Source organism: Flavobacterium petrolei (assembly GCF_003314435.2).
Classification (GTDB): domain Bacteria; phylum Bacteroidota; class Bacteroidia; order Flavobacteriales; family Flavobacteriaceae; genus Flavobacterium; species Flavobacterium petrolei.
The window spans coordinates 621,141-641,390 of the sequence record NZ_QNVY02000001.1; the positions used below are offsets into that span (position 1 = coordinate 621,141).

General features: G+C 34.0%; 15 protein-coding genes. 11 read left to right on the top strand and 4 right to left on the bottom strand.

The window, feature by feature from the left end; all coding sequences use genetic code 11:
* Position 1: 1 nt before the first annotated feature.
* A complete protein-coding gene (locus tag DR871_RS02715) occupies positions 2-595 on the bottom strand; it encodes a HupE/UreJ family protein (protein WP_113665471.1) in 594 nt (197 codons plus the stop codon).
* Between the two features lie 487 nt (positions 596-1,082).
* Here DR871_RS02715 and DR871_RS02720 point away from each other — a divergent pair, with 487 nt between their 5' ends.
* From DR871_RS02720 to DR871_RS02730, 3 genes are all read left to right on the top strand, one after another.
* Entirely contained in the window at positions 1,083-2,561 is a 1,479-nt protein-coding gene (locus DR871_RS02720) for a PhoX family protein (RefSeq protein WP_113664958.1), read from the top strand.
* Between the two features lie 70 nt (positions 2,562-2,631).
* Positions 2,632-4,404, top strand: coding sequence for a cytochrome-c peroxidase (locus DR871_RS02725; protein ID WP_113664957.1), 1,773 nt, complete (start codon positions 2,632-2,634; stop codon positions 4,402-4,404).
* A 154-nt stretch (positions 4,405-4,558) separates the two neighbouring features.
* On the top strand, positions 4,559-4,990 hold the full coding sequence (locus DR871_RS02730; RefSeq protein ID WP_113664956.1) for a tellurite resistance TerB family protein: 432 nt from the start codon (positions 4,559-4,561) through the stop codon (positions 4,988-4,990).
* Positions 4,991-5,041: 51 nt separating this feature from the next.
* Here the strand turns inward: DR871_RS02730 and fbp are convergent, their stop codons facing one another.
* On the bottom strand, positions 5,042-6,061 hold the full coding sequence (fbp, locus tag DR871_RS02735) for a class 1 fructose-bisphosphatase (protein WP_113664955.1): 1,020 nt from the start codon (positions 6,059-6,061) through the stop codon (positions 5,042-5,044).
* Between the two features lie 170 nt (positions 6,062-6,231).
* Here fbp and DR871_RS02740 point away from each other — a divergent pair, with 170 nt between their 5' ends.
* The 5 genes from DR871_RS02740 to DR871_RS02760 all read left to right on the top strand — a co-directional run bounded on the left by DR871_RS02740 (position 6,232) and on the right by DR871_RS02760 (position 13,591).
* Positions 6,232-6,738: a GNAT family N-acetyltransferase gene (locus tag DR871_RS02740; protein ID WP_113664954.1), complete on the top strand. Its 507-nt coding sequence runs from the start codon at positions 6,232-6,234 to the stop codon at positions 6,736-6,738.
* 27 nt (positions 6,739-6,765) lie between these two features.
* Positions 6,766-8,022 carry an aspartate kinase gene (locus DR871_RS02745; RefSeq protein ID WP_113664953.1) on the top strand — a complete coding sequence of 419 codons (1,257 nt, stop codon included), beginning with the start codon at positions 6,766-6,768 and terminating at the stop codon, positions 8,020-8,022.
* A gap of 193 nt (positions 8,023-8,215) precedes the next feature.
* Positions 8,216-11,659: a hypothetical protein gene (locus DR871_RS02750; protein ID WP_113664952.1), complete on the top strand. Its 3,444-nt coding sequence runs from the start codon at positions 8,216-8,218 to the stop codon at positions 11,657-11,659.
* Positions 11,660-11,742: 83 nt separating this feature from the next.
* Entirely contained in the window at positions 11,743-12,357 is a 615-nt protein-coding gene (locus DR871_RS16390; protein ID WP_165355299.1) for a hypothetical protein, read from the top strand.
* Between the two features lie 178 nt (positions 12,358-12,535).
* A complete protein-coding gene (locus tag DR871_RS02760; protein ID WP_242497067.1) occupies positions 12,536-13,591 on the top strand; it encodes a glycosyltransferase in 1,056 nt (351 codons plus the stop codon).
* A gap of 73 nt (positions 13,592-13,664) precedes the next feature.
* Here the strand turns inward: DR871_RS02760 and DR871_RS02765 are convergent, their stop codons facing one another.
* Both DR871_RS02765 and DR871_RS02770 read right to left on the bottom strand, forming a co-directional pair.
* Positions 13,665-14,720, bottom strand: a complete 1,056-nt coding sequence (locus tag DR871_RS02765; RefSeq protein ID WP_113664950.1) for a sensor histidine kinase — start codon at positions 14,718-14,720, stop codon at positions 13,665-13,667.
* Positions 14,721-15,404, bottom strand: a complete 684-nt coding sequence (locus DR871_RS02770) for a response regulator transcription factor (protein WP_113664949.1) — start codon at positions 15,402-15,404, stop codon at positions 14,721-14,723.
* 176 nt (positions 15,405-15,580) lie between these two features.
* Here DR871_RS02770 and DR871_RS02775 point away from each other — a divergent pair, with 176 nt between their 5' ends.
* The 3 genes from DR871_RS02775 to DR871_RS02785 all read left to right on the top strand — a co-directional run bounded on the left by DR871_RS02775 (position 15,581) and on the right by DR871_RS02785 (position 20,234).
* Positions 15,581-18,328 carry a TonB-dependent receptor gene (locus tag DR871_RS02775; protein WP_113664948.1) on the top strand — a complete coding sequence of 916 codons (2,748 nt, stop codon included), beginning with the start codon at positions 15,581-15,583 and terminating at the stop codon, positions 18,326-18,328.
* A gap of 253 nt (positions 18,329-18,581) precedes the next feature.
* Positions 18,582-19,790 (top strand): hypothetical protein, encoded by a 1,209-nt coding sequence (locus DR871_RS02780; protein WP_113664947.1) that lies wholly within the window; start codon positions 18,582-18,584, stop codon positions 19,788-19,790.
* A 105-nt stretch (positions 19,791-19,895) separates the two neighbouring features.
* Positions 19,896-20,234, top strand: coding sequence for a T9SS type A sorting domain-containing protein (locus DR871_RS02785; RefSeq protein ID WP_113664946.1), 339 nt, complete (start codon positions 19,896-19,898; stop codon positions 20,232-20,234).
* The last annotated feature ends 16 nt before the right edge of the window (positions 20,235-20,250 follow it).

Consider the following 20,250-nt stretch of genomic DNA (forward strand, 5'->3'; position numbering starts at 1 on the left):
TTTATCTAATCCAGATTTCACTTTCTATAATTAATGGTATCACTACTCCTATTATGAATGCCGACATTACTAAAGTCCAATCGCGTTTTGAGAATCTGAAAACGGTTTGAACAATATACGACACTATCAAAACTACAAAAACCACTACAATTTGAGCCGCTTCTATTCCAAGTGCAAACTCGGATAATGGTAAAACTTTAGAAGTAGCATCTCCGCCAAGAATCGATTTAAAATAATTTGAAAAACCCAATCCATGAATAATTCCAAAGAAAAGTGTGATAAAAAATACCACATTTATACTTTCTTTCTTGCTTGATTTTCCTGCCGTAAAAAGATTAAACAATGCAGTTATTAGAATCGTTATTGGAATTAATAATTCGACCACATTCACTTTTATGGCAATTATACCAAAAACGGAAAGCATTAAAGCCATCGTGTGACCAATAGTAAAAAGGGTAACCAAAAGTACAACTCGCTTCCAATCCTTGAAGGAAAACGGAATGGCGAGCGCAATTAAAAATAAAACATGATCATAAGCATGAATATCTAAAACGTGTTTTAATCCTATTTGAAAGTAAATCCAAAATTCTGACATGGGTAATTTATTAGGTTGATAAAGGGGTTGTAAACTTACGATTAATTTTGAAAATCCATCCTTAGAATTTTTAATAAATTGGATGAAAATCATACAACTACTTCCTTAAAAAACGAATATAGGAAACCAAATAAAGGCATGTTTATCATCCAAAAGTAATGCTCACAACACCTGTTATATGACGTTGCTTTACTAGCGTCATGATCTAGCGAGGCAATAGCATTGAAATGAAAGAACTGAGTACAATGCTAACAATCACAGGCAGCAACAAAACCGTCAACACTCCCAATGAATATAGAAAAAAATGGCTATTGAAATATATAAATCTTACAAATCAAACAGTAATCTTAATTTTACCTTAAATTAACAGGTTTACGATGTGTTAATAATACTGTAACATTTTATTGATGAATCTACAATATTGACCTAAACTAAGATCCGGTTTGTTACAATAGTTTTGTAATCGAACAAACAAATCTAGATTATCATGAAACAGCATTATTTAAAAAAAATAGCATTATCATCGCTTCTGCTTGCTACAGTGGTAGGGTGTCAAGACGACAACAATGAAACACCTGCTTTAAACACCTCCATTAATTTCTCAAATGTTTCTGCAGTTCCAGCATTAGCAGTAGCAAAAGAAGGTTTTGAAAACTTGCAGATTACATCCTTATTAAGCAGTTCAGATGTTTTAGCACAATCACCATCATTTATTTACGGTGCTCAACCAGACGGTGCTGGATTTATGAAAGATCCTGCAGGCGATGGTTACATTATGATTACCAATCATGAAATATTAAAATCCGTATCAAGAGTTTATTTTGATAAAACCCTTAAACCTATAAAAGGAGATTATATTGTTGACGCAGTGGGCGGATTAACCCGATTATGTTCAGCAACTTTAGCTTCACCTGCAATTCATGGATTTGGGCCTTTATTTTTAACTGCTGGAGAAAGTGGTGAGGAAAGTATGGTTCATGGTATTGATCCGTTAGGACTTACAAGTATGAAAAACAGAACAGACCGAGTTTTACCAGCATTAGGAAAAGCGAGTATGGAAAACGCGGTGCCACTTACTAAGGATGCTTACCCTGGAAAAACGGTAATTGTAATTGGAGAAGATCAGTCCTATGCGACTTCTCACGCAAGTGCTGGACAGGTTATTATGTATATGAGTTCAACTGTTGGCGATTTAACTAACGGTAAACTGTATGCGTTGAAAAGAAACGATGGTAACCAAGTAGAAACAGCTATGAACATAGGGTCCTCATTTGACGTATCATTTGTAGAGATTCCAAACGCAAAAAACTTAACCGGTGCGGTAATCAACACAACAGTTAACAATTTAGGAGCCATTCGTTTCTCTAGAGTTGAAGATGTAGATTACAGAAAAGGATCTGCTAAAAACAATAGAGAATTGTACTTTACTGCAACGGGTCAAGCAAGTTCAAATGCTCCCGTAGCCGGATTCACTATGTGGGGTCGTGTGTATAAATTAGTATTAAACGATACCAACCCACTTATTGGTAAATTAGAATTAGTTATTGAAGGTGATTCAACTCCGGGAACAGGAATTATCAATCCTGATAATATATGTGTTACCGAAAACTTTGTCTATACACAAGAAGACGGAGATTCATTCTACACTGCCGCACAACATGATTCCTATATCTGGCAGTACAACATCGCCTCAAAAGTGAACAAACCTTGGTTAACAATGAATCACAAAAGAACCGATGCAGCATGGAATACAGCATACAACCAAACCAATGAATTGCGTTTTGGAAGTTGGGAATATGGCGCAATGGAAGACATCTCAGATGTAATTGGTGTTCCTAATACATTTATCGTAAACATACATCCTCATACATGGCAAAAAGATGCTTTTTTAAATGCAGACGGTAGTGGTTTAAATACAAATAAAGAAGGTGGTCAAACCATAATCATCCGAAACGTACAACGATAATTACCTCAACTATTGGTATAAAAGCAACCCGAAATTTTGGGTTGCTTTTGTATATAATAAAAACCATAACATGAAACCGTTATTAAAACTGCTGCCCCTATTCCTGCTATTTTTTTCTTGCCAAAAGCAATATACTAGTTTAACCATTCAAGAAGAGCTGTTATCTAATTTAGAAAAACTGAACCAAGAAGTACGTGCATTTGAAAAGGTTGCAAACGAAAATCCAAATCAAAATCAACTACAAAAATCATTTGAAACAAGTCGAATTGCTTACAAAAAAATAGAATGGGCTGTTGAATATTTCACACCAGATCCAGCGCGATTTATCAACGGTCCAGCTCTCGATGAATTAGAAGTAGAAGAAAACAAATTCTTGTCGCCAAGTGGTTTTCAAGTTATTGAAGAACTTATTTACCCACATTACTCCTCCAGTAATTCCAGAACTTTAAAAAGAGAAATTGCCGTTTTAAAAGGTTTAATTGCACAAGTCAAAGAACATTTATCTGTAATCACTATCAGCCCTGATTATGTTATTGATGCTAGCAAAATGGAAGTATACCGCATACTAACTCTTGGCATAACAGGTTTCGATTCGCCAATTGCCAATCAATCCATCCCAGAAGCTAAAGCCAGTTTATATTCTTTGAAAGCAGTACTTGAAAAATTAAATACACATAATTCAAAAACAAAAGCCTTACTTTTTGATTTGATAGACCAAGCCAATACCTTTTGCGATTCGAATACCAATTTCAACTCCTTTGATCGCGCTACGTTTATTAAAGAATATTTAAATCCAATATCCGAGAAGCTAGTTCAGTTTCAACAAGACAACACTATTAAAAATGTTGCAAAGACAAATGCCATCAATCCAGATGCAAAAACACTTTTTGAAAAAAATACGTTTAATGTCAACGCTTTTATTCCGTCACAGGAGTATGCGTATTCTAGAGCAAAAGCTGATCTTGGCAAAAAATTATTTTATGACTCCTCCCTTTCAAAAGATAGGAGACGCAATTGCGCTACGTGTCACAATCCGGAACTAGCATTCACAGACGGACAAAAAACAAATCGATCCTTAAACGGAATTAGCTTACCTAGAAACACTCCTACTCTTACGTATGCCTCATTACAAAATGCTCAATTTTGGGACATGAGACAACCTGATTTAGAGAAACAAAGTCTGGATGTTATTCAAAATAAAGATGAAATGCATGGAAATTTAAAAGACAATTTAACCCGAATTCAAGGCGATTCAGCCTATAAAAAATTAATTAAAAATGCTTTTCCTACTGTCAAAAAATTAGACGAATGGCAATTGCAAAACGCAATAGCGAGTTATGTTCGTTCCTTAAATAAATTCAACTCTAAGTTTGATCAGTACTTTTCGGGTACTTCTACTACTTTTTCAACGGAAGAAAAACTAGGATTTAATCTCTTTGCAGGAAAAGCTAAATGTGCTACTTGTCATTTTATCCCATTGTTTAATGGAACAGTACCGCCTATTTATAAAAAAACAGAGCAAGAAGTAATAGGAACTCCTCAAACCAAAAACGGAAAAATCATAGATCAAGACTTAGGGCGATTTACACAATACAAAATGGCACAACTGAAACATGCCTTTAAAACGCCAACACTCCGAAACATTACACAAACGGGGCCGTATATGCATAATGGCGTTTTTAAAACTTTAGAAGAAGTTGTGACTTTTTATAATGAAGGTGGCGGCGAAGGAAATGGTATTGCTGTAGAAAATCAAACCTTACCTTCAGACAAACTCAACTTGTCTTTGGCGGAGCAAAAATCATTAGTCGCTTTTATGAAAACACTTTCAGATGCTAAATGAGTTACATACAAACGCAGCTTTAGGAAAATATTGACCTAGCATTTTTAACTACAAACAACCAGAATTGACAATAGTATTCGAAAAAAAATTAAACAAAATTAAAATAATTAATTTAAAAATAGATTTATCTTTGTAAGATATAAAACCAATAACTATGTCATTTTCAGATTTATTTGATAGCGAATTCAAACAAAGAAATAAAGGTCATTTTGCATCAATTGTACGCGTAGCGCTTACTGACGGGAAGTTTTCTCCTGAAGAAAAAGCATTTTTAGACAAACTGGCAATTCGATTAGAAATTTCTCAAGCAGAATATGAGGAAATTTTAGAGAACCCTTTAAATTACCCAATCAATCCTCCTTATTTATACGAACAAAGAATGGAGCGCTTGTATGATCTAGCCCGTATTGTGCATGTAGATCATCATTTAGGTGACAAACAAGAAGTAATGCTTAGAAAAATTGGTGTAGGCTTAGGCTTTAATACTGAAAACGTAGATTACATCGTTGACAAAGCGCTTAAATTAGTGGATAAAGAAGTGGATTTAGACACTTTTGTTTTCGAAATGAAAAACATGAACAAGTAAGACAAAATTTTTGAAAAAAGCTTCCGCTAAAAACGGAAGCTTTTTTTGTTTCTAGTACTTACTTAATTCTGCTTTATGCATAAATTCTTCGGCTTTTTCTACCATATTGTAGCTTCCGCAGAAAAAAGGAGCGCGTTCATGCAAAGCTGTCGGTTCAATTTCCATGATTCTATTAAATCCGTCAGAAGCTTTTCCCCCGGCTTGTTCCGCAATAAAAGCTAATGGATTGCATTCATATAACAATCGTAATTTACCTTTTGGAGCTTTAGAACTCGTAGGATACAAATAAATTCCGCCTTTAATCATATTTCTGTGAATATCTGAAACCAGACTTCCTATATATCTTGAAGTATACGGTCGATCTCCTTCTTCTAACTGGCAATATTTGATATAATTTTTTACTCCTTGCGGAAAATGAACATAATTCCCTTCGTTAATAGAATAAATGTGGCCGTCAGTAGGAAATTTCATTTTTGGATGTGATAAATAAAAGGTACCAATTGCCGGATTCAGTGTAAATCCGTTCACGCCATGTCCTGTTGTGTAAACTAACATGGTCGAAGTTCCATAAATCACGTATCCTGCCGCAACCTGATTGATTCCCGGCTGTAAAAAATCTTCCAATGTAACTGGGGTTCCTATGGGAGTCACTCTTCTATAAACCGAAAATATAGTTCCAACTGAAACATTGACATCAATATTTGATGAACCATCAAGCGGATCCATTAAAACAACATACTTATTATTATGGCTGTTATCGCTTCCCTCAACCGTAATGAAATCATCATTTTCTTCGGAGGCAATACCACAAACAATTTCGCGATTAATCAAAGTTTGAATGAAAACCTCATTCGCATAAACATCTAATTTTTGCTGGTCTTCGCCTTGTATGTTTTGTTCTCCGGCGGCACCAACAATATCAACTAATCCGGCTTTGTTTACTTTATAATTGACCACTTTAGCAGCCAAGCGGATGGAGTTGATAATTCGGGATAATTCGCCTGACGAATATTGAAAGGCATTTTGGTTTTCAATAATAAATTCTCCTAGTGTTTTGTTGCGTTCTTCCATTACGAAATCGATGTAGTTAATTTGACATCACAAATATCGTTTTTTTTGTGAAAACAAATTCAATACTATTTATTTACTTTGACAGTATTGTATATTTGCTGAATAAAACACAAAAAATATACATAAAAAGGCTGTTTTATTGCGTTTTTAAATCATTAAAATAAAAATTTATGAATATTAGAAGAGGAAATCCGCAAGATATGCAAGCTGTTTTAGGTCTAATTAAAGAGTTGGCCGAATTTGAAAAAGAGCCAGATGCTGTTCTTATAACTGTTGACGATTTAATTCGAGATGGTTTTGCCCCTGTTCCTCTCTTTCATGTTTTTGTTGCTGAAATAGAAGACGACTCGAACGATAGCAAACAGGCTAAGCAAATTGTGGGTATAGCATTGTACTATTATCGCTATTCTACTTGGAAAGGGAAAACTATCCATTTAGAAGATTTAGTGGTAAAAGAGAATATGCGCGGCACAGGATTAGGATATGCTTTGTACTCTGAAATTTTAAAACAGGGTAAAAAAGACCAAGTTCGAAGAGTGGAATGGAATGTGCTCGACTGGAATACTCCTGCAATTGAATTTTACGAAAAATCAGGTGCAAAAGTATTACGAGACTGGCATGTCGTGCAAATGGACGAACTTGGAATTACCAATTTCGTAGAGAATAAATTGAAATAAAATAAAGAACAATTTTTTGTTTAAAATATGAGAGTATTCAAATTTGGAGGAGCTTCTGTAAAAGATGCCGCAGGAATAAAAAACGTGTACGACGTTTTACAAAAAGTGGGTTACGAGGATGTATTGCTAGTAGTTTCTGCAATGGGGAAAACGACGAATGCACTAGAAATTGTAATCAAAAATTATTTCGACAAATCAGCTGAGTTAAATTCATCCGTTCAAGAAGTGAAAAAATACCACAATCAAATATTGATGGATTTATTTGAAGATGAAAAAAATGAAGTTTTCGCTGCTGTCAATACACAATTTGCTGATTTAGAATATTTTTTGACACATAATAAATCTCCAAATTATAATTTTGTATACGACCAGATTGTAAGTTATGGTGAATTAATTTCGACAACAATTCTCAGTCATTTCATGAATTTCATGGGCATAAAAACGCAATGGCTGGATGTGCGTAATTTTGTAAAAACAGATGCTAATTATCGAGATGCGGAAGTAGATTGGGAATTGACACAAAAGAACATTGCCAAAAACGTAAAACGAAAAACCCTAAATATTACACAAGGTTTCTTGGGTTCAGATGAGAATAATTTCACCACTACTTTAGGTCGTGAAGGTTCGGATTATACCGCTGCAATTTTTGCCTATTGTTTAAATGCCGAAAGCGTAACTATCTGGAAAGATGTTCCAGGCGTTATGAATGCCGACCCGAGATATTTTGAAAACGCCAGTTTATTGAATCAAATTTCGTATCGCGAAGCCATTGAACTAGCTTTTTACGGCGCAACGGTTATTCACCCAAAAACATTACAGCCTTTACAAAAAAAGGAAATTCCTTTGTATGTAAAATCGTTTATAAATCCATTATTAAAAGGAACAAGCGTTTCTAAAGGAGTGGATTTAGAACCTTATTTACCTTGTTTTATTGTCAAAAGAAACCAACTTTTGATCTCACTTTCCTCTATAGATTTCTCTTTTATCATGGAAGAAAACATCAGCGAAATTTTTGCTTTGTTTCACCAGTTCAAAATAAAAGTAAATTTAATCCAGAATTCAGCGATTAGTTTTTCGGTATGTGTGGAGGATAAATTCGATAATTTTAAAGCGTTAAATGCTATTTTGTCGAAAAAATTCAAAGTTGAATTTAACGAAAATGTCACTTTATATACCATTAGACATTTTGATGACAAAGCAGCACAAACAGTCGAAGAAAATAAAATAGTACTATTGAAACAAGTCAGTCGTGAAACGATGCAAGTCGTGACAAAAGAAGCGTAAACACTTATTATCAAGTAGTAAGAAATGGGAATCGAAATTAAATTTGATTCCTATTTTTCATTGTTTTAAATTAAAAAACAAGAACTGCAATTGACACAATTACTATTTATTTTTTCCGATATTTTCTGCGTAGCGCAAGTTCTGATTATCAATTTATAAATACTACTTTTGATACTTTCGAGTTATAGTATTTATGTTGAAAAAATTACTTTTTTGGATTCTAATCTGTTGTTTTTCTGGGCTTCATGCACAGCAGATAAATTCGCTGTACAAAACCAAAAAAATTATTCCTTCGCGCGACACTATTTACATTGAAAAAGAAAGCCTTAATTCTAGTTTTTTCAAATTGCTTGACGCCAATGACAAACAAATTGACAGTACTTTATTTGCAATAAATTTCGAAAAGGGAACTTTAATTTTAAAGGAAAACAGCGCTTTCAAATCCGATTCACTGACAATACAGTATTTGAAATTTCCCGAAATTCTTACCAAAGAATACCGCATTTATGACGCATCAAAAGTTGTTAGCAATGAAGCCGGACAAGGTGACTTGTATGCTATTGGAAATAAAAATACCAATAAAAACGTACCTTTTGACGGTTTAAATACTTCCGGAAGCATTACACGTGGTGTGACTATAGGAAACAATCAAAATGCTGTTTTGAACTCCAATTTAGATTTACAAATTACAGGAAAAATATCCGAAAAAGTAAGTTTGAGAGCTTCCATTCAGGACAGTAATATTCCGTTGCAGGATGGTGGTTATTCCCAAAAATTAGATCAGTTTGACAATGTTTTCATGGAGTTGTTCAGCGACGAATGGAATATCCGTGCGGGTGATATTTTTCTGGAAAACAAGAACACCCAATTCCTGAATTTCAACAAAAAAGTACAGGGATTGGCGACAAATTTCAACTTTGGAACTGAAGAAAACAAAACGAATGTATTTGCATCTGCTGCATTAGTCCGCGGTCAATATGCCAAAAGTGATATTGTGGGACAAGAGGGAAATCAGGGTCCGTATAAATTAAAAGGGCAAAACGGTGAATTATACGTTCTGGTGGTTTCCGGTTCAGAGCGGGTTTATGTCAATGGGATTTTACTGAAACGAGGAGAAAACAATGATTACACGATTGATTATAATGCAGGTGAAATTGTATTTACGCCACTTTTCACCATCACTTCCGAAATGCGAATTGCTATAGAATATCAATATTCCGACCGTAATTACACCCGTTTTGTAACCTATGCCGGAGCCACGCATGAAAACAAGAAATGGAGTTTTGGTGGCTATTTATATTCGGAAAACGACTTGAAAAACCAGCCTTTACAACAGAATTTGTCACAGGAACAAGCTCAAATATTAGTCAATGCCGGAGATAATTCTAGTTTAATGACCGCGCCTTCCGCCTATTCAGATTCCTACTCCGAGAACAAAGTACTGTACCGAAAAACGACTGCTAATGCCGTTGAAATTTTCGAATATTCAAATGACGTACAACAGGAATTATTCAATGTTCGATTCACTTTAGTAGGAGCCAATAACGGGAATTATATTGTGACAAATTCAGCCACAATCACCCGAGTTTATCAATATACTGCTCCAGTAAACGGGATTCTGCAAGGAAATTATGAACCCATAATTCAACTTATTGCACCTACAAAAGTACAAGTAGCCACCTTTTTAGGAAAATACAACCCAGATGAAAAAACAGCTATTGATTTTGAAATTGGCATCAGCAATAATGATAAAAATTTATTTTCAAATATTGATGACTCGAATAACAAAGGTCTTGCTGGAAAAATAAATACCAAGCAGCGTATTTTTTCAAAAAAAGGGCAGATGGATGCTTTCGCTAATTACCAATTCATTCAGAACAATTTCAGTTCAGTGGAGCGGCTTTATAACATCGAATTTGACAGGGACTGGAATTTAGGAACTGCTGGCATTGGAAATCAAAGTCTGTTAGTTTCCGGATTACAATTGGATTTGAATCCAAAACCAAAATCCACCAACAAAGGATTACTATTGTATCAATTTGAAAAATTGGATTTCTCTGAAAATTTTTCGGGTAGCAGGCATGTTGTAAATGGATTATTTCGAGTAAAAAATTGGACTTTTCAAAATCAAGGGAGTTTCCTAAAAAGTGACGCACCTACTTTATCTTCTAAATTCTTAAGAAACCAGTCTCAGATGCGTTTGCATTTCGATAAAAATTGGGTCGGTTCCAGCTTGCGCTTAGAGGACAATCAGGAAAAAAATAAAACGACAAATCAGTTTACGGCTTTGAGCCAAAAATTTACAGAGTATGGTGTATTCGCCGGAAGAGGTGACAGCACCAAGGTTTTTGTAGAATTAGGTTATTTAAGAAGAACCAATGACAGCTTGCAAAACCGAAGTATCGGGAGTTTCATTCAGCGTGTAAATTCATCCCAAACTTTTATGCTGAAATCGAAATTAATTCAAACCAATAAAAGTGATTTGTCCATCTTTGCCAATTACAGAGTCTTAGAATTCGTGGATGCCACACGAAAAAAAGAACCCACATTGAATTCCAGAATCGTGTACACGGATCGTTTTTTTAATCAACTAATCTTAAGCACCACGGTTTACGAGACAAATTCAGGAACCATTCCGCAACAGGAATTTACGTATCTCGAAGTTCCAGCCGGACAAGGCGTTTACACTTGGAATGATTACAATGACAATGGAGTTCAGGAATTACAGGAATTTGAAGTCGCTCCATTTATCGATCAGGCGAAATTTATTCGGGTGTTTTTACCCAATCGGGTTTATATAAAAACACATCAAAATAAGTTCTCTCAATCCTTGACTTTGAACCCGAATCAATGGCAAAATGAAACCGGAATCAAAAAATTACTTTCCTATTTCTACAATCAAACTGCCTTTATAATCGACCGAAAAACGAGAAGTGACGGTGCCAATTTTGAATTAAATCCGTTTAGCGGTTCCAATGAAAATGTGCTGGGATTGAATTCCAGTTTAAGAAACAGTTTGTTTTACAATCGGGGAAAACAAAACCATTCTATAACGTATTCTTATTTAGAAAATAAAAACAAAAATTTATTATCCATTGGTTCGCAGGAAGCTACCAACAGTTCTCATCAATTGCAATACAATCATTTGTATCACAAAAGCTGGCTTTTTGGTTTTTTTGCCAAAACAATTCAAACCGCAATTGAATCTGAAAATTTCCCCGAGAAAAACTTCGATATTAGCGGTTATCAATTGGCTCCAAAAATCAGTTATTTATTTTCCAAAAACACCAGTTGGGATATCTTTTATGAGTTACAAAAGAAAGAAAATCAGATAGGAGTTTCAGAAACGCTGCTGCAAAACCGTTTTGGAACTGCCTTTTCCTATTCAGGTACAAAAAAATTCACGATGAACGGTGAAGTTTCTTTTTACCAAAATAAATTTGATGGAAATGAATTTTCCTCGGTAGGATTTCAAATGTTGGAGGGATTACAAACTGGGCAAAACCTGACTTGGAGATTGCTTTTACAAAAAAACATTACGCAATTTTTAGACATAAACTTTAATTATCAGGGTCGAAAAAGCGAAACAAGCCAAGCCATTCATACTGGGAGCATGCAGTTGAGAGCTTATTTTTAATCCAAAAAAGGATAAATTTGTTTGAATTCATTTTGAATATATTTTTTTGCTATTTTTATATAACCAAACATAAAAAAAAAGCTATGAAAAAATTATTTGTATTGTTACTAACTATTATTTTATCAGTAAGCGCCTATTCCCAAGAAACGGCAACTGAAAAGAAAGCAACTAAAGCTACTACACAAAAATTAGCCAAATCTAAAGCAAAGGAAAAAGCAAAAGCAAAAGCAGATGCTACAAAAGAAAAAGCAACGGCAGCGAAAGAAAAAACCGAAGTTGCTAAAGAAAAAGTATCTAAAGCAACGGCAGCAAAAGAAAAAGCAGCAAAAGCTAAATCTAAAGCCACGACAGCAAAAGAAAAAACTGAAGTTGTAAAAGAAAAAGCAACAAAAGCAAAAGAGAAAGCAACGACAGCAAAAGAAAAAACTGAAATTGTAAAAGAAAAAGCAACAAAAGCAAAAGAGAAAGCAACGACAGCAAAAGAAAAAACTGAAGTTGTAAAAGAAAAAGCAACAAAAGCAAAAGAGAAAGCCACAGCTACCAAGCCAGCAAAAAAACTAAAAGAGACTACTGAAAAAGCACCTAAAATTGCCGATAAAATAACAGGTGAATACAATGGAAAAAAAGTATATACTGGTCCTAGGGGAGGAAAATACTACATCAACTCCAACGGTAATAAAACATATATTCAAGAATAATTTTTTTATAAAATATTTCACAAAGGCTATCTGTTAGGGTAGCCTTTATTTTTCTATAAAAGTATAATTGCCCCATAATTTAATAGTTTAGTAATACCTTCGAAATACACAAAACGGGTTCATTTCCTAACTTTCAAATAAAAAACAACGAACCTATTTATCGCACATGGATTTGAAAATGAAACAAAAGACTATCCTAATTGCACCATTGAATTGGGGATTAGGCCATGCAACAAGATGTATTCCCATTATCAAAGCCTTATTAGAAAACAATTACACTCCCATTATTGCATCCGATGGAATTGCATTGACTTTACTAAAAAAAGAATTCCCTACCGTACAAGCACTGGAACTTCCCTCCTACCAAATAGAATATGCTAAAAATGGCGCCAATTTCAAATGGAAATTAATACAGAATGGTCCAAGAATGATCCGAGCTATTTTAGAAGAAAAAAAAATAATTGAAAACTGGATTAAACAATATGCAATAGATGGTATTATTTCAGACAATCGATTAGGAGTTTATAGCAAGAAAGTCCCATCCGTGTTTATTACCCATCAATTGAATGTCATGACTGGAAACACCACTTGGATAACAAGTAAAGTACATCAATATATTATAAAAAAATATATAGAATGCTGGGTTCCGGATCTTGAAGGTTCCATAAATCTAACCGGAAAACTAGGTCATATTGAAAGTATCAGCCTCAAAACTAAATATATAGGCCCTTTGAGCCGACTTCAAAAGAAACTAGTACCAAAAAAATATGATTTGCTGGTTATTCTCTCCGGTCCTGAACCTCAACGAGGAATACTGGAAAATCATTTGAAAAACGAAATCAATCGGTTCAAAGGAAATGCAATTTTCATTGAAGGAAACGTAGAATCAGAACAGAAAATTGTTGTAAAACAAAATGTAACCTATTACAACTTCATGAATTCTACCGAACTCGAACAAGCTTTTAACGAAAGTGAAATGGTCCTTTGCCGTTCCGGATACACTACAATAATGGATCTTGCGCAATTGCGAAAAAAAGCATTTTTTATTCCAACACCAGGACAATACGAACAGGAATATTTGGCTAAAAAATTAAAAAAGGAAGGCTTAGTTCCTTATGCGAATCAAAATGATTTTAGAATGGAAAATATTCAAGAAATTCAGGATTATAAAGGACTTCCACGCTTAGATTCTAAAATTGACTGGACAAATTTATTTGCGGTTTTTGAAAAATAGTTTCTAATAATTACCCACAAAAAAACCGATTTAGAAAAATCGGTTTTTTGATATTAAAATATATATTTTCAGATTATATTTTAGTCGTTTTAGCTTTTTCAAGAGTAAAAGAAAATTCAGAACCCACACCAAATGTACTGTCTACATAAATTTTCTCATCATGAGCTTCAATAATGTGCTTTACAATTGATAGTCCCAATCCGGAACCACCTTCAGTTCTTGCGCCACTTTTATCCACTCTGTAAAAACGTTCAAAAAGTCTAGGAATATTTTTTTTCTCTATTCCTTCTCCGTTATCAGTAATACGGACAATTACTTTTTCATCTGTCAAATCCTCGATACTCACTTCGGTTGAACCCTTTAATTTTCCATATTTTATGGAGTTTACAATCAAGTTCATCACCACTTGTTGAATTTTTTCCTGATCTCCAACAACCATAACCGGCTTATTGTATTTCATGTCAAACATCAACAAAATATCTTTCTTGGAAGCTTTCATTTCGAGCAAATCAAATACATTTTGAACGAGTTTAACAATGTCAAATTCAGCTATTTCTAAATTCAAGTCGCCAATTTCAAGTTTGGAAATCATATCTAAATCCTGAACAATATAGATGAGTCTTTCCACACCTTTTTCGGCACGTTCTAAGTATTTTTTTCGGATTGTTTTATCGTTCATGGCTCCGTCAAGCAAGGTTGACAAATACCCTTGAACCGTAAAAAGTGGGGTTTTGAGTTCGTGAGAAACGTTTCCAAGAAACTCTCTTCTATATTCTTCACGGACTTTTAACGTTTCTATTTCCAGCTTTTTATCAGTTGCAAACTTCTTGACTTCACGAGTAAGTGTCGCCATATCCGTTGTTATCGGCTGATTTCTAAAAGTGCTTGATTCTAATAAAGAAACGTCATCATATATTTTTTTTACCTTTTTATAAATGAAACGTTCTACCCGATATTGAATCACAATAAAGGAGAAAGTAGCAATTGACAAGGCAAAAATCAAACAAAACTGGTAGGAAAAACTAAAAAACCAATGGGTAAGAAAACCAACTAATCCGGTAGAAAAAAGGGTGACATAGAGCGCCGACTTTACGGCAAAGCGATATGTTTTTTTAAAATTTATAGTCATTTATACTTCAAACTTATACCCAACACCTTTTATTGTTTTGAAAAAATCTTCTCCAATTTTTTCCCGTAATTTTCGGATGTGAACATCAATCGTTCTTCCGCCCACAACCACTTCATTACCCCAAACTTTATCCAGAATTTCATCGCGTTTGAATACTTTTCCTGGTTTAGAAGCTAATAAATAAAACAGTTCAAATTCTTTTCTTGGCAAAGCAATTTCAACATTATCTTTTACAATTTTGTATTCTTCGCGATTGATTTCGATTCCGCCAACGTTTAATGTCTCGCTGTTTTGCTCTTTTTCTTTTAATCGGCGCAACAAAGCTTTTACTTTGCTAACTAATAATTTAGGTTTGATGGGCTTTGTAATATAATCATCGGCACCTGCGTCAAAACCTGCAACTTGGGAGTAATCTTCACTTCTGGCGGTTAAGAACGTAATTAGAACATTGCTGAGTTCCGGGATTTTACGAATATTTTCACAAGCCTCCATTCCGTCCATTTCTGGCATCATAACATCCATTATAATAAGGTCTGGAATTTCTTTTTTAGCTTTAGCTACAGCTTCTTTTCCGTTAGCCGCTGTAAAGATTTGATATCCTTCCTCAGAGAGGTTGTACCCTACAATTTCTAAGATATCCGGTTCGTCGTCTACTAATAGAATCTTCGTGTGTTTTTTCTTCATAAAGCGCCAAAAATTGTTTTTGAATTGTAAATGTAACAATAATTGGGGTACTGAAAAGCTGTTAACCGTAATTTAATATTAGGTGCATTTTTGGACCCAAAACAAAACATAACCATAACAAGTCAGTAACTTACATTTTACATTTCAGGCGTTACTTTGCAAAAAAATTAAACCAAATGAAATTCAAGTTACTATTTTTAACGTTATTTATAACTGCTGTTTCTTTCGCACAGAATAAAGGAACGATAGCCGGAATCTTAACAGACAAAGATGCTAATAATCAGTCATTACCTTTTGCTAACGTTCTTATCAAAGGAACAAATATAGGAACCAATACTGATATTGATGGTAAATATACCATAACAATACTACCTGGAAGTTACACTTTACAACTTAGTTTCGTAGGTTATGAATCTGTAGAGATTCCTGTGACGGTAGTTGCTGATGAAACAGTAACTATTAACAAAGCACTAGGCTCTGCTGGATACAAGTTAGAAGATGTTGTGGTGAGAGCTACTTTTAGCAGAGAAAAGGAAACTGCATTATTATTGGACCAAAAAAATGCAGTAGCAATAAAACAAAGTATTGGCTCACAAGAACTATCGCGCAAAGGAGTTAGTGATGTAGCAACTGCAGTAACTAAAACTACTGGAATAACAAAACAAGAAGGTTCTGGAAATATATTTGTCAGAGGTTTAGGAGACCGCTACAACTCTACCACCATGAACGGTTTGCCAATTCCGTCAAACGATCCAGAAAAGAAAAACTTAAACCTTGAGATTTTTTCAACAGATATTGTTGAATACATATCGATTGATAAAGTTTACAACGGCAGTATCTATGGTGATTTCGCAGGAGGAAATGTTGACATTATCTCTAAGGACTATAAAGGAAAAGGATTCTTAAAAATTGATATCGGATCAAAAGTAAACACAAATGCAATTGCTGAGGATAATTTTAAATTGCGCAAGGGTTATGACTTATTTGGTTTCACCAAACAATCTATACCAAACAACCCGCTTACCGAATTCAATTACGGTTCGCTTCAAATGAAAGACTATACACCAATAGCTTCCTCTTTTGGAATATCGGGAGGAAAGTCATTTGACATAGGTTCAGAAGGAAAACTTAGCTTTTTTGCAACTGCTTCATTTGGGAATGACTTTTCTGCAAAAAGTAACGGTACAGCGAAGGCAAGCGTTAACGGTAACGGTGTAGCTAATAAAATCTTTAATAGGTTTAGTGAATTAGAATACGAAACTAATACTACTGGGATGGCTAATATTGGTTATAAAATAAACAATAACAACAAAGTAAGCTTCAACTCACTTTACATCAATACATCTACACAATCTAAAGAAGAATATTACGGGTATATTGTAGATATTGCAAATGACGGAAATGGTTTAATTCGTCGTTTTAACTATGAAAAGAACAGTTTGTGGATAAACCAGATATTAGGAGAAAATAAAATTGGAGAGCGTTCTAAATTAAATTGGGGAATTTCATACAATATTATTGATGGAAGCATGCCAGATAGAGTCCAAAATATTTTTAGAAACGAAGCTACAGGTTATCAATTATCGAGTATCTCAGCTCCAGACAATCATAGATATTTTCAAAAATTAAAAGAAGATGAACTTGCTGCAAACGCATCTTATGATTACAAATTCAACAAGAATGAAGACGGTGATTTTCTAGGGAAAGTTACTTTTGGTCTAAATGAAAGAATAAAATCAAGAGGTTTTCAAGCTACACAATTTAATGTAAAAGCTACAGAGGGAAATACAAACACAATTGTTGACCCAAATAATTTAGATTTATTCTATAACCAAGCTAATTTTAGTAACGACAATTTTAGGATAGCTACTTTCCGAGGAAATTCTCAAGTGTTTAACGCCCTATTCCCGCAAACTTACGGCGGTGACTTAATGATTCATGCCGCATTTGCAAACACAGAATATAAATTCAAAAAATTAACTGCCTTACTTGGCCTTAGAGGAGAACAAATTACTCAAAAAGTAGCGTGGAACACCCAATTAGGATCAATTGGTGAGGATCAATTAGAAAAGACTGCTTTTTTACCAAGTTTAGTTGTAAAATATGAATTGAATGATAAGCAAAATTTACGTTTAGGGTTGAGTAAAACGTATACTTTACCGCAATTTAAAGAAAGAGCACCTTTTATTTATGAAGAAGTATTACAAGTAAAAGTAGGAAATAAAGATTTATACGAATCTGACGACTACAATATCGACATCAAATGGGAAATGTTTCCAAAAAGTAACGAGCTAATTTCAGTAACAGCTTTTGGTAAATACATTTTGAACCCAATGAATGAAGTAACAATATCATCATCTTCAAATGATATCTCTTTTATAAACACAGGAGATTATGGTTATGTTGCAGGTGCTGAACTTGAATACAGAAAAGAACTTTTTAATATCGATTCAAATAACGCTAAGAAACTTTCAGCTGGAATTAATCTTTCGTACCTATATAGCAACCAAGAATTGAATTCAGAAAAAGTAAAAACAGAGACCGATTTTCAAGTTGATTTTACAAATACTAAAGGACAATTCACTGGCGCTTCTGACCTATTATTAAATACTGATTTAACATTCTTTAACGAATGGAATAATAAAAAGAGTAACTTAACAACAACTTTAGCATACTCTTATTTTTCAGATAGAGTTAATGCCATTGGAACAAGTGGTAAAGGAGATTTAATTGATAAAGCCTTTGGATCGCTAGATTTTGTTGTGAAATCTAAACTTACTGAAAAACTGGGATTAGGGTTAGTTGCAAAAAACCTACTCAACCCATCAATTAATAGGGTACAAGCAAATAATACTGGTGATGTCAACGTCCTTTCTTACAAAAAAGGAGCAACGATAAGTTTGAATTTGAATTACCAATTTTAAAATAACAACATTCTACATTATTATAAAAGAGCAGCTTAATAGCTGCTCTTTTTGTATTTCTAATTATTAAATAGGATTTATAATAGAGCTATACTATCGAATAAACTATAGCTCATTAACTTAATCTGATTTACATTAAATTAATATTGAAGTCGCTTTTTATTAAACAAACATTCATCTTTAGATAACATCAAAAAAAAGTACTTGTTGCATCTTTGTACCAGTAAATAACAAAAAAATTTATTTAACAATCATGAAAAAATCAACTTTAAAATTATTCGGGATTTTAACATTAGCTGCAGGTTTAATTACTAGCTGTTCATCTGATGACAATCCTACACCATCCACTCCACCTTCATCTACATTTACAGCAGATGCAAACAATTTTCAAGGAGCTATAAACGATGGTGAAGTTACTCTGGACGCAACAAAAACGTATAAATTAACAGGTAAAATTCAAGTTAACAATGGCGCTACATTAACAATTCCAGCCGGAACAGTTATTCAAGGAACAGGAGGTACATCATCTTACATTGCTGTTGCTCAAGGAGGAAAAATAAATGTAAATGGTACAGCAGCTAAACCAGTAGTAATGACATCTGGTCTAGCTACCAAATTTGCTGGAGATTGGGGTGGATTGGTTATTTGTGGAAAAGCTCCTATTAATCGCATAACTGGAGGAGCTGGATCTGCGCAATCTGAAGTAGCTGACTTAACTTACGGTGGAACTGTAGCGAATGACAATTCTGGTTCAATTACTTATTTAAGAATTGAATATGCTGGAGCTGCTTTTAACAGTGAAAAAGAATTTAACGGACTTTCATTATTTGGAGTTGGTTCTGGAACTAAAATTGATTACGTAGAATTTTACCATGGTGCTGACGATGGAATTGAATTCTTTGGAGGAACTGTAAATACATCTAACTTAATTTCTATTGGAAACGAAGACGATCAGTTTGACTGGACTGAAGGATGGTCTGGAACAAACACAAATTGGTTTGGTAAACTAGGATTTGGTAAAGGAAATAGAGGAATTGAGGCAGATAATTTTGAATTAGGTTACGCTAATACTCCCATCGCTAACCCTACTATTACTAACTTAACTCTTGTAGGTCCTGGAAGTGCTCCAACAAGTGGTACATGGTTAGAAAACGACGCGATGAAATTAAGAAGAGGTACAAAAGGTATTTTTACAAATTTAGTATTAAGCGGATGGAAAACAGGTTTTAATGTTGAAAACAACGAAACAATCGCATTTATTCCAACTGCATTAAAAGCAGTTAATATTAGTTTCATTGATGTATTGACAAAAACTAAAGGTACTTTAAATGTTGTTGCTCCTGCAACTAGCGGTGCAAGTGCTGATGTATCTGGAATTGTTTCATCAGAGGGTGCTGCAACTGGTGCTGGAAATGGCGTTGCAATGCCAACTTGGGCTACTGGATGGTCAGTAGGATTCTAATAAAAATCTTATATAAACAAAAGGCACTTCTCTTTCAAGAGAGGTGTTTTTTTTTGGTATGCTTTTTGAAATATATTTTGTATATTTACTATTCAAAATGATCTGATGGCAAAAAACTACTTTTATATTATTATTGTATTGGTTCTTTTATTTTCTCTGAGCGTTAGTGCTCAGGAAACTAAACCGCAACCAAGAACACAAGAAACCGCTACTATAGAAGGTTTAAGCTTGTATCCGAACCCTGTGAGTAATGGCAAAGTTTACATTTCTACGAAAAACGACTTGGATAAAGAAATAATTATCTTTGATGTTTTAGGAAAAAAAGTACTTCAAACCACGATAAGCTCAAGAGAATTAAATGTTTCTAATCTATCCTCTGGTGTTTACATCATAAAAATTAATGAAAAAGAAGCATCAGCGACCAGAAAATTAATCATCCGATAATTTCAAAAATACACTA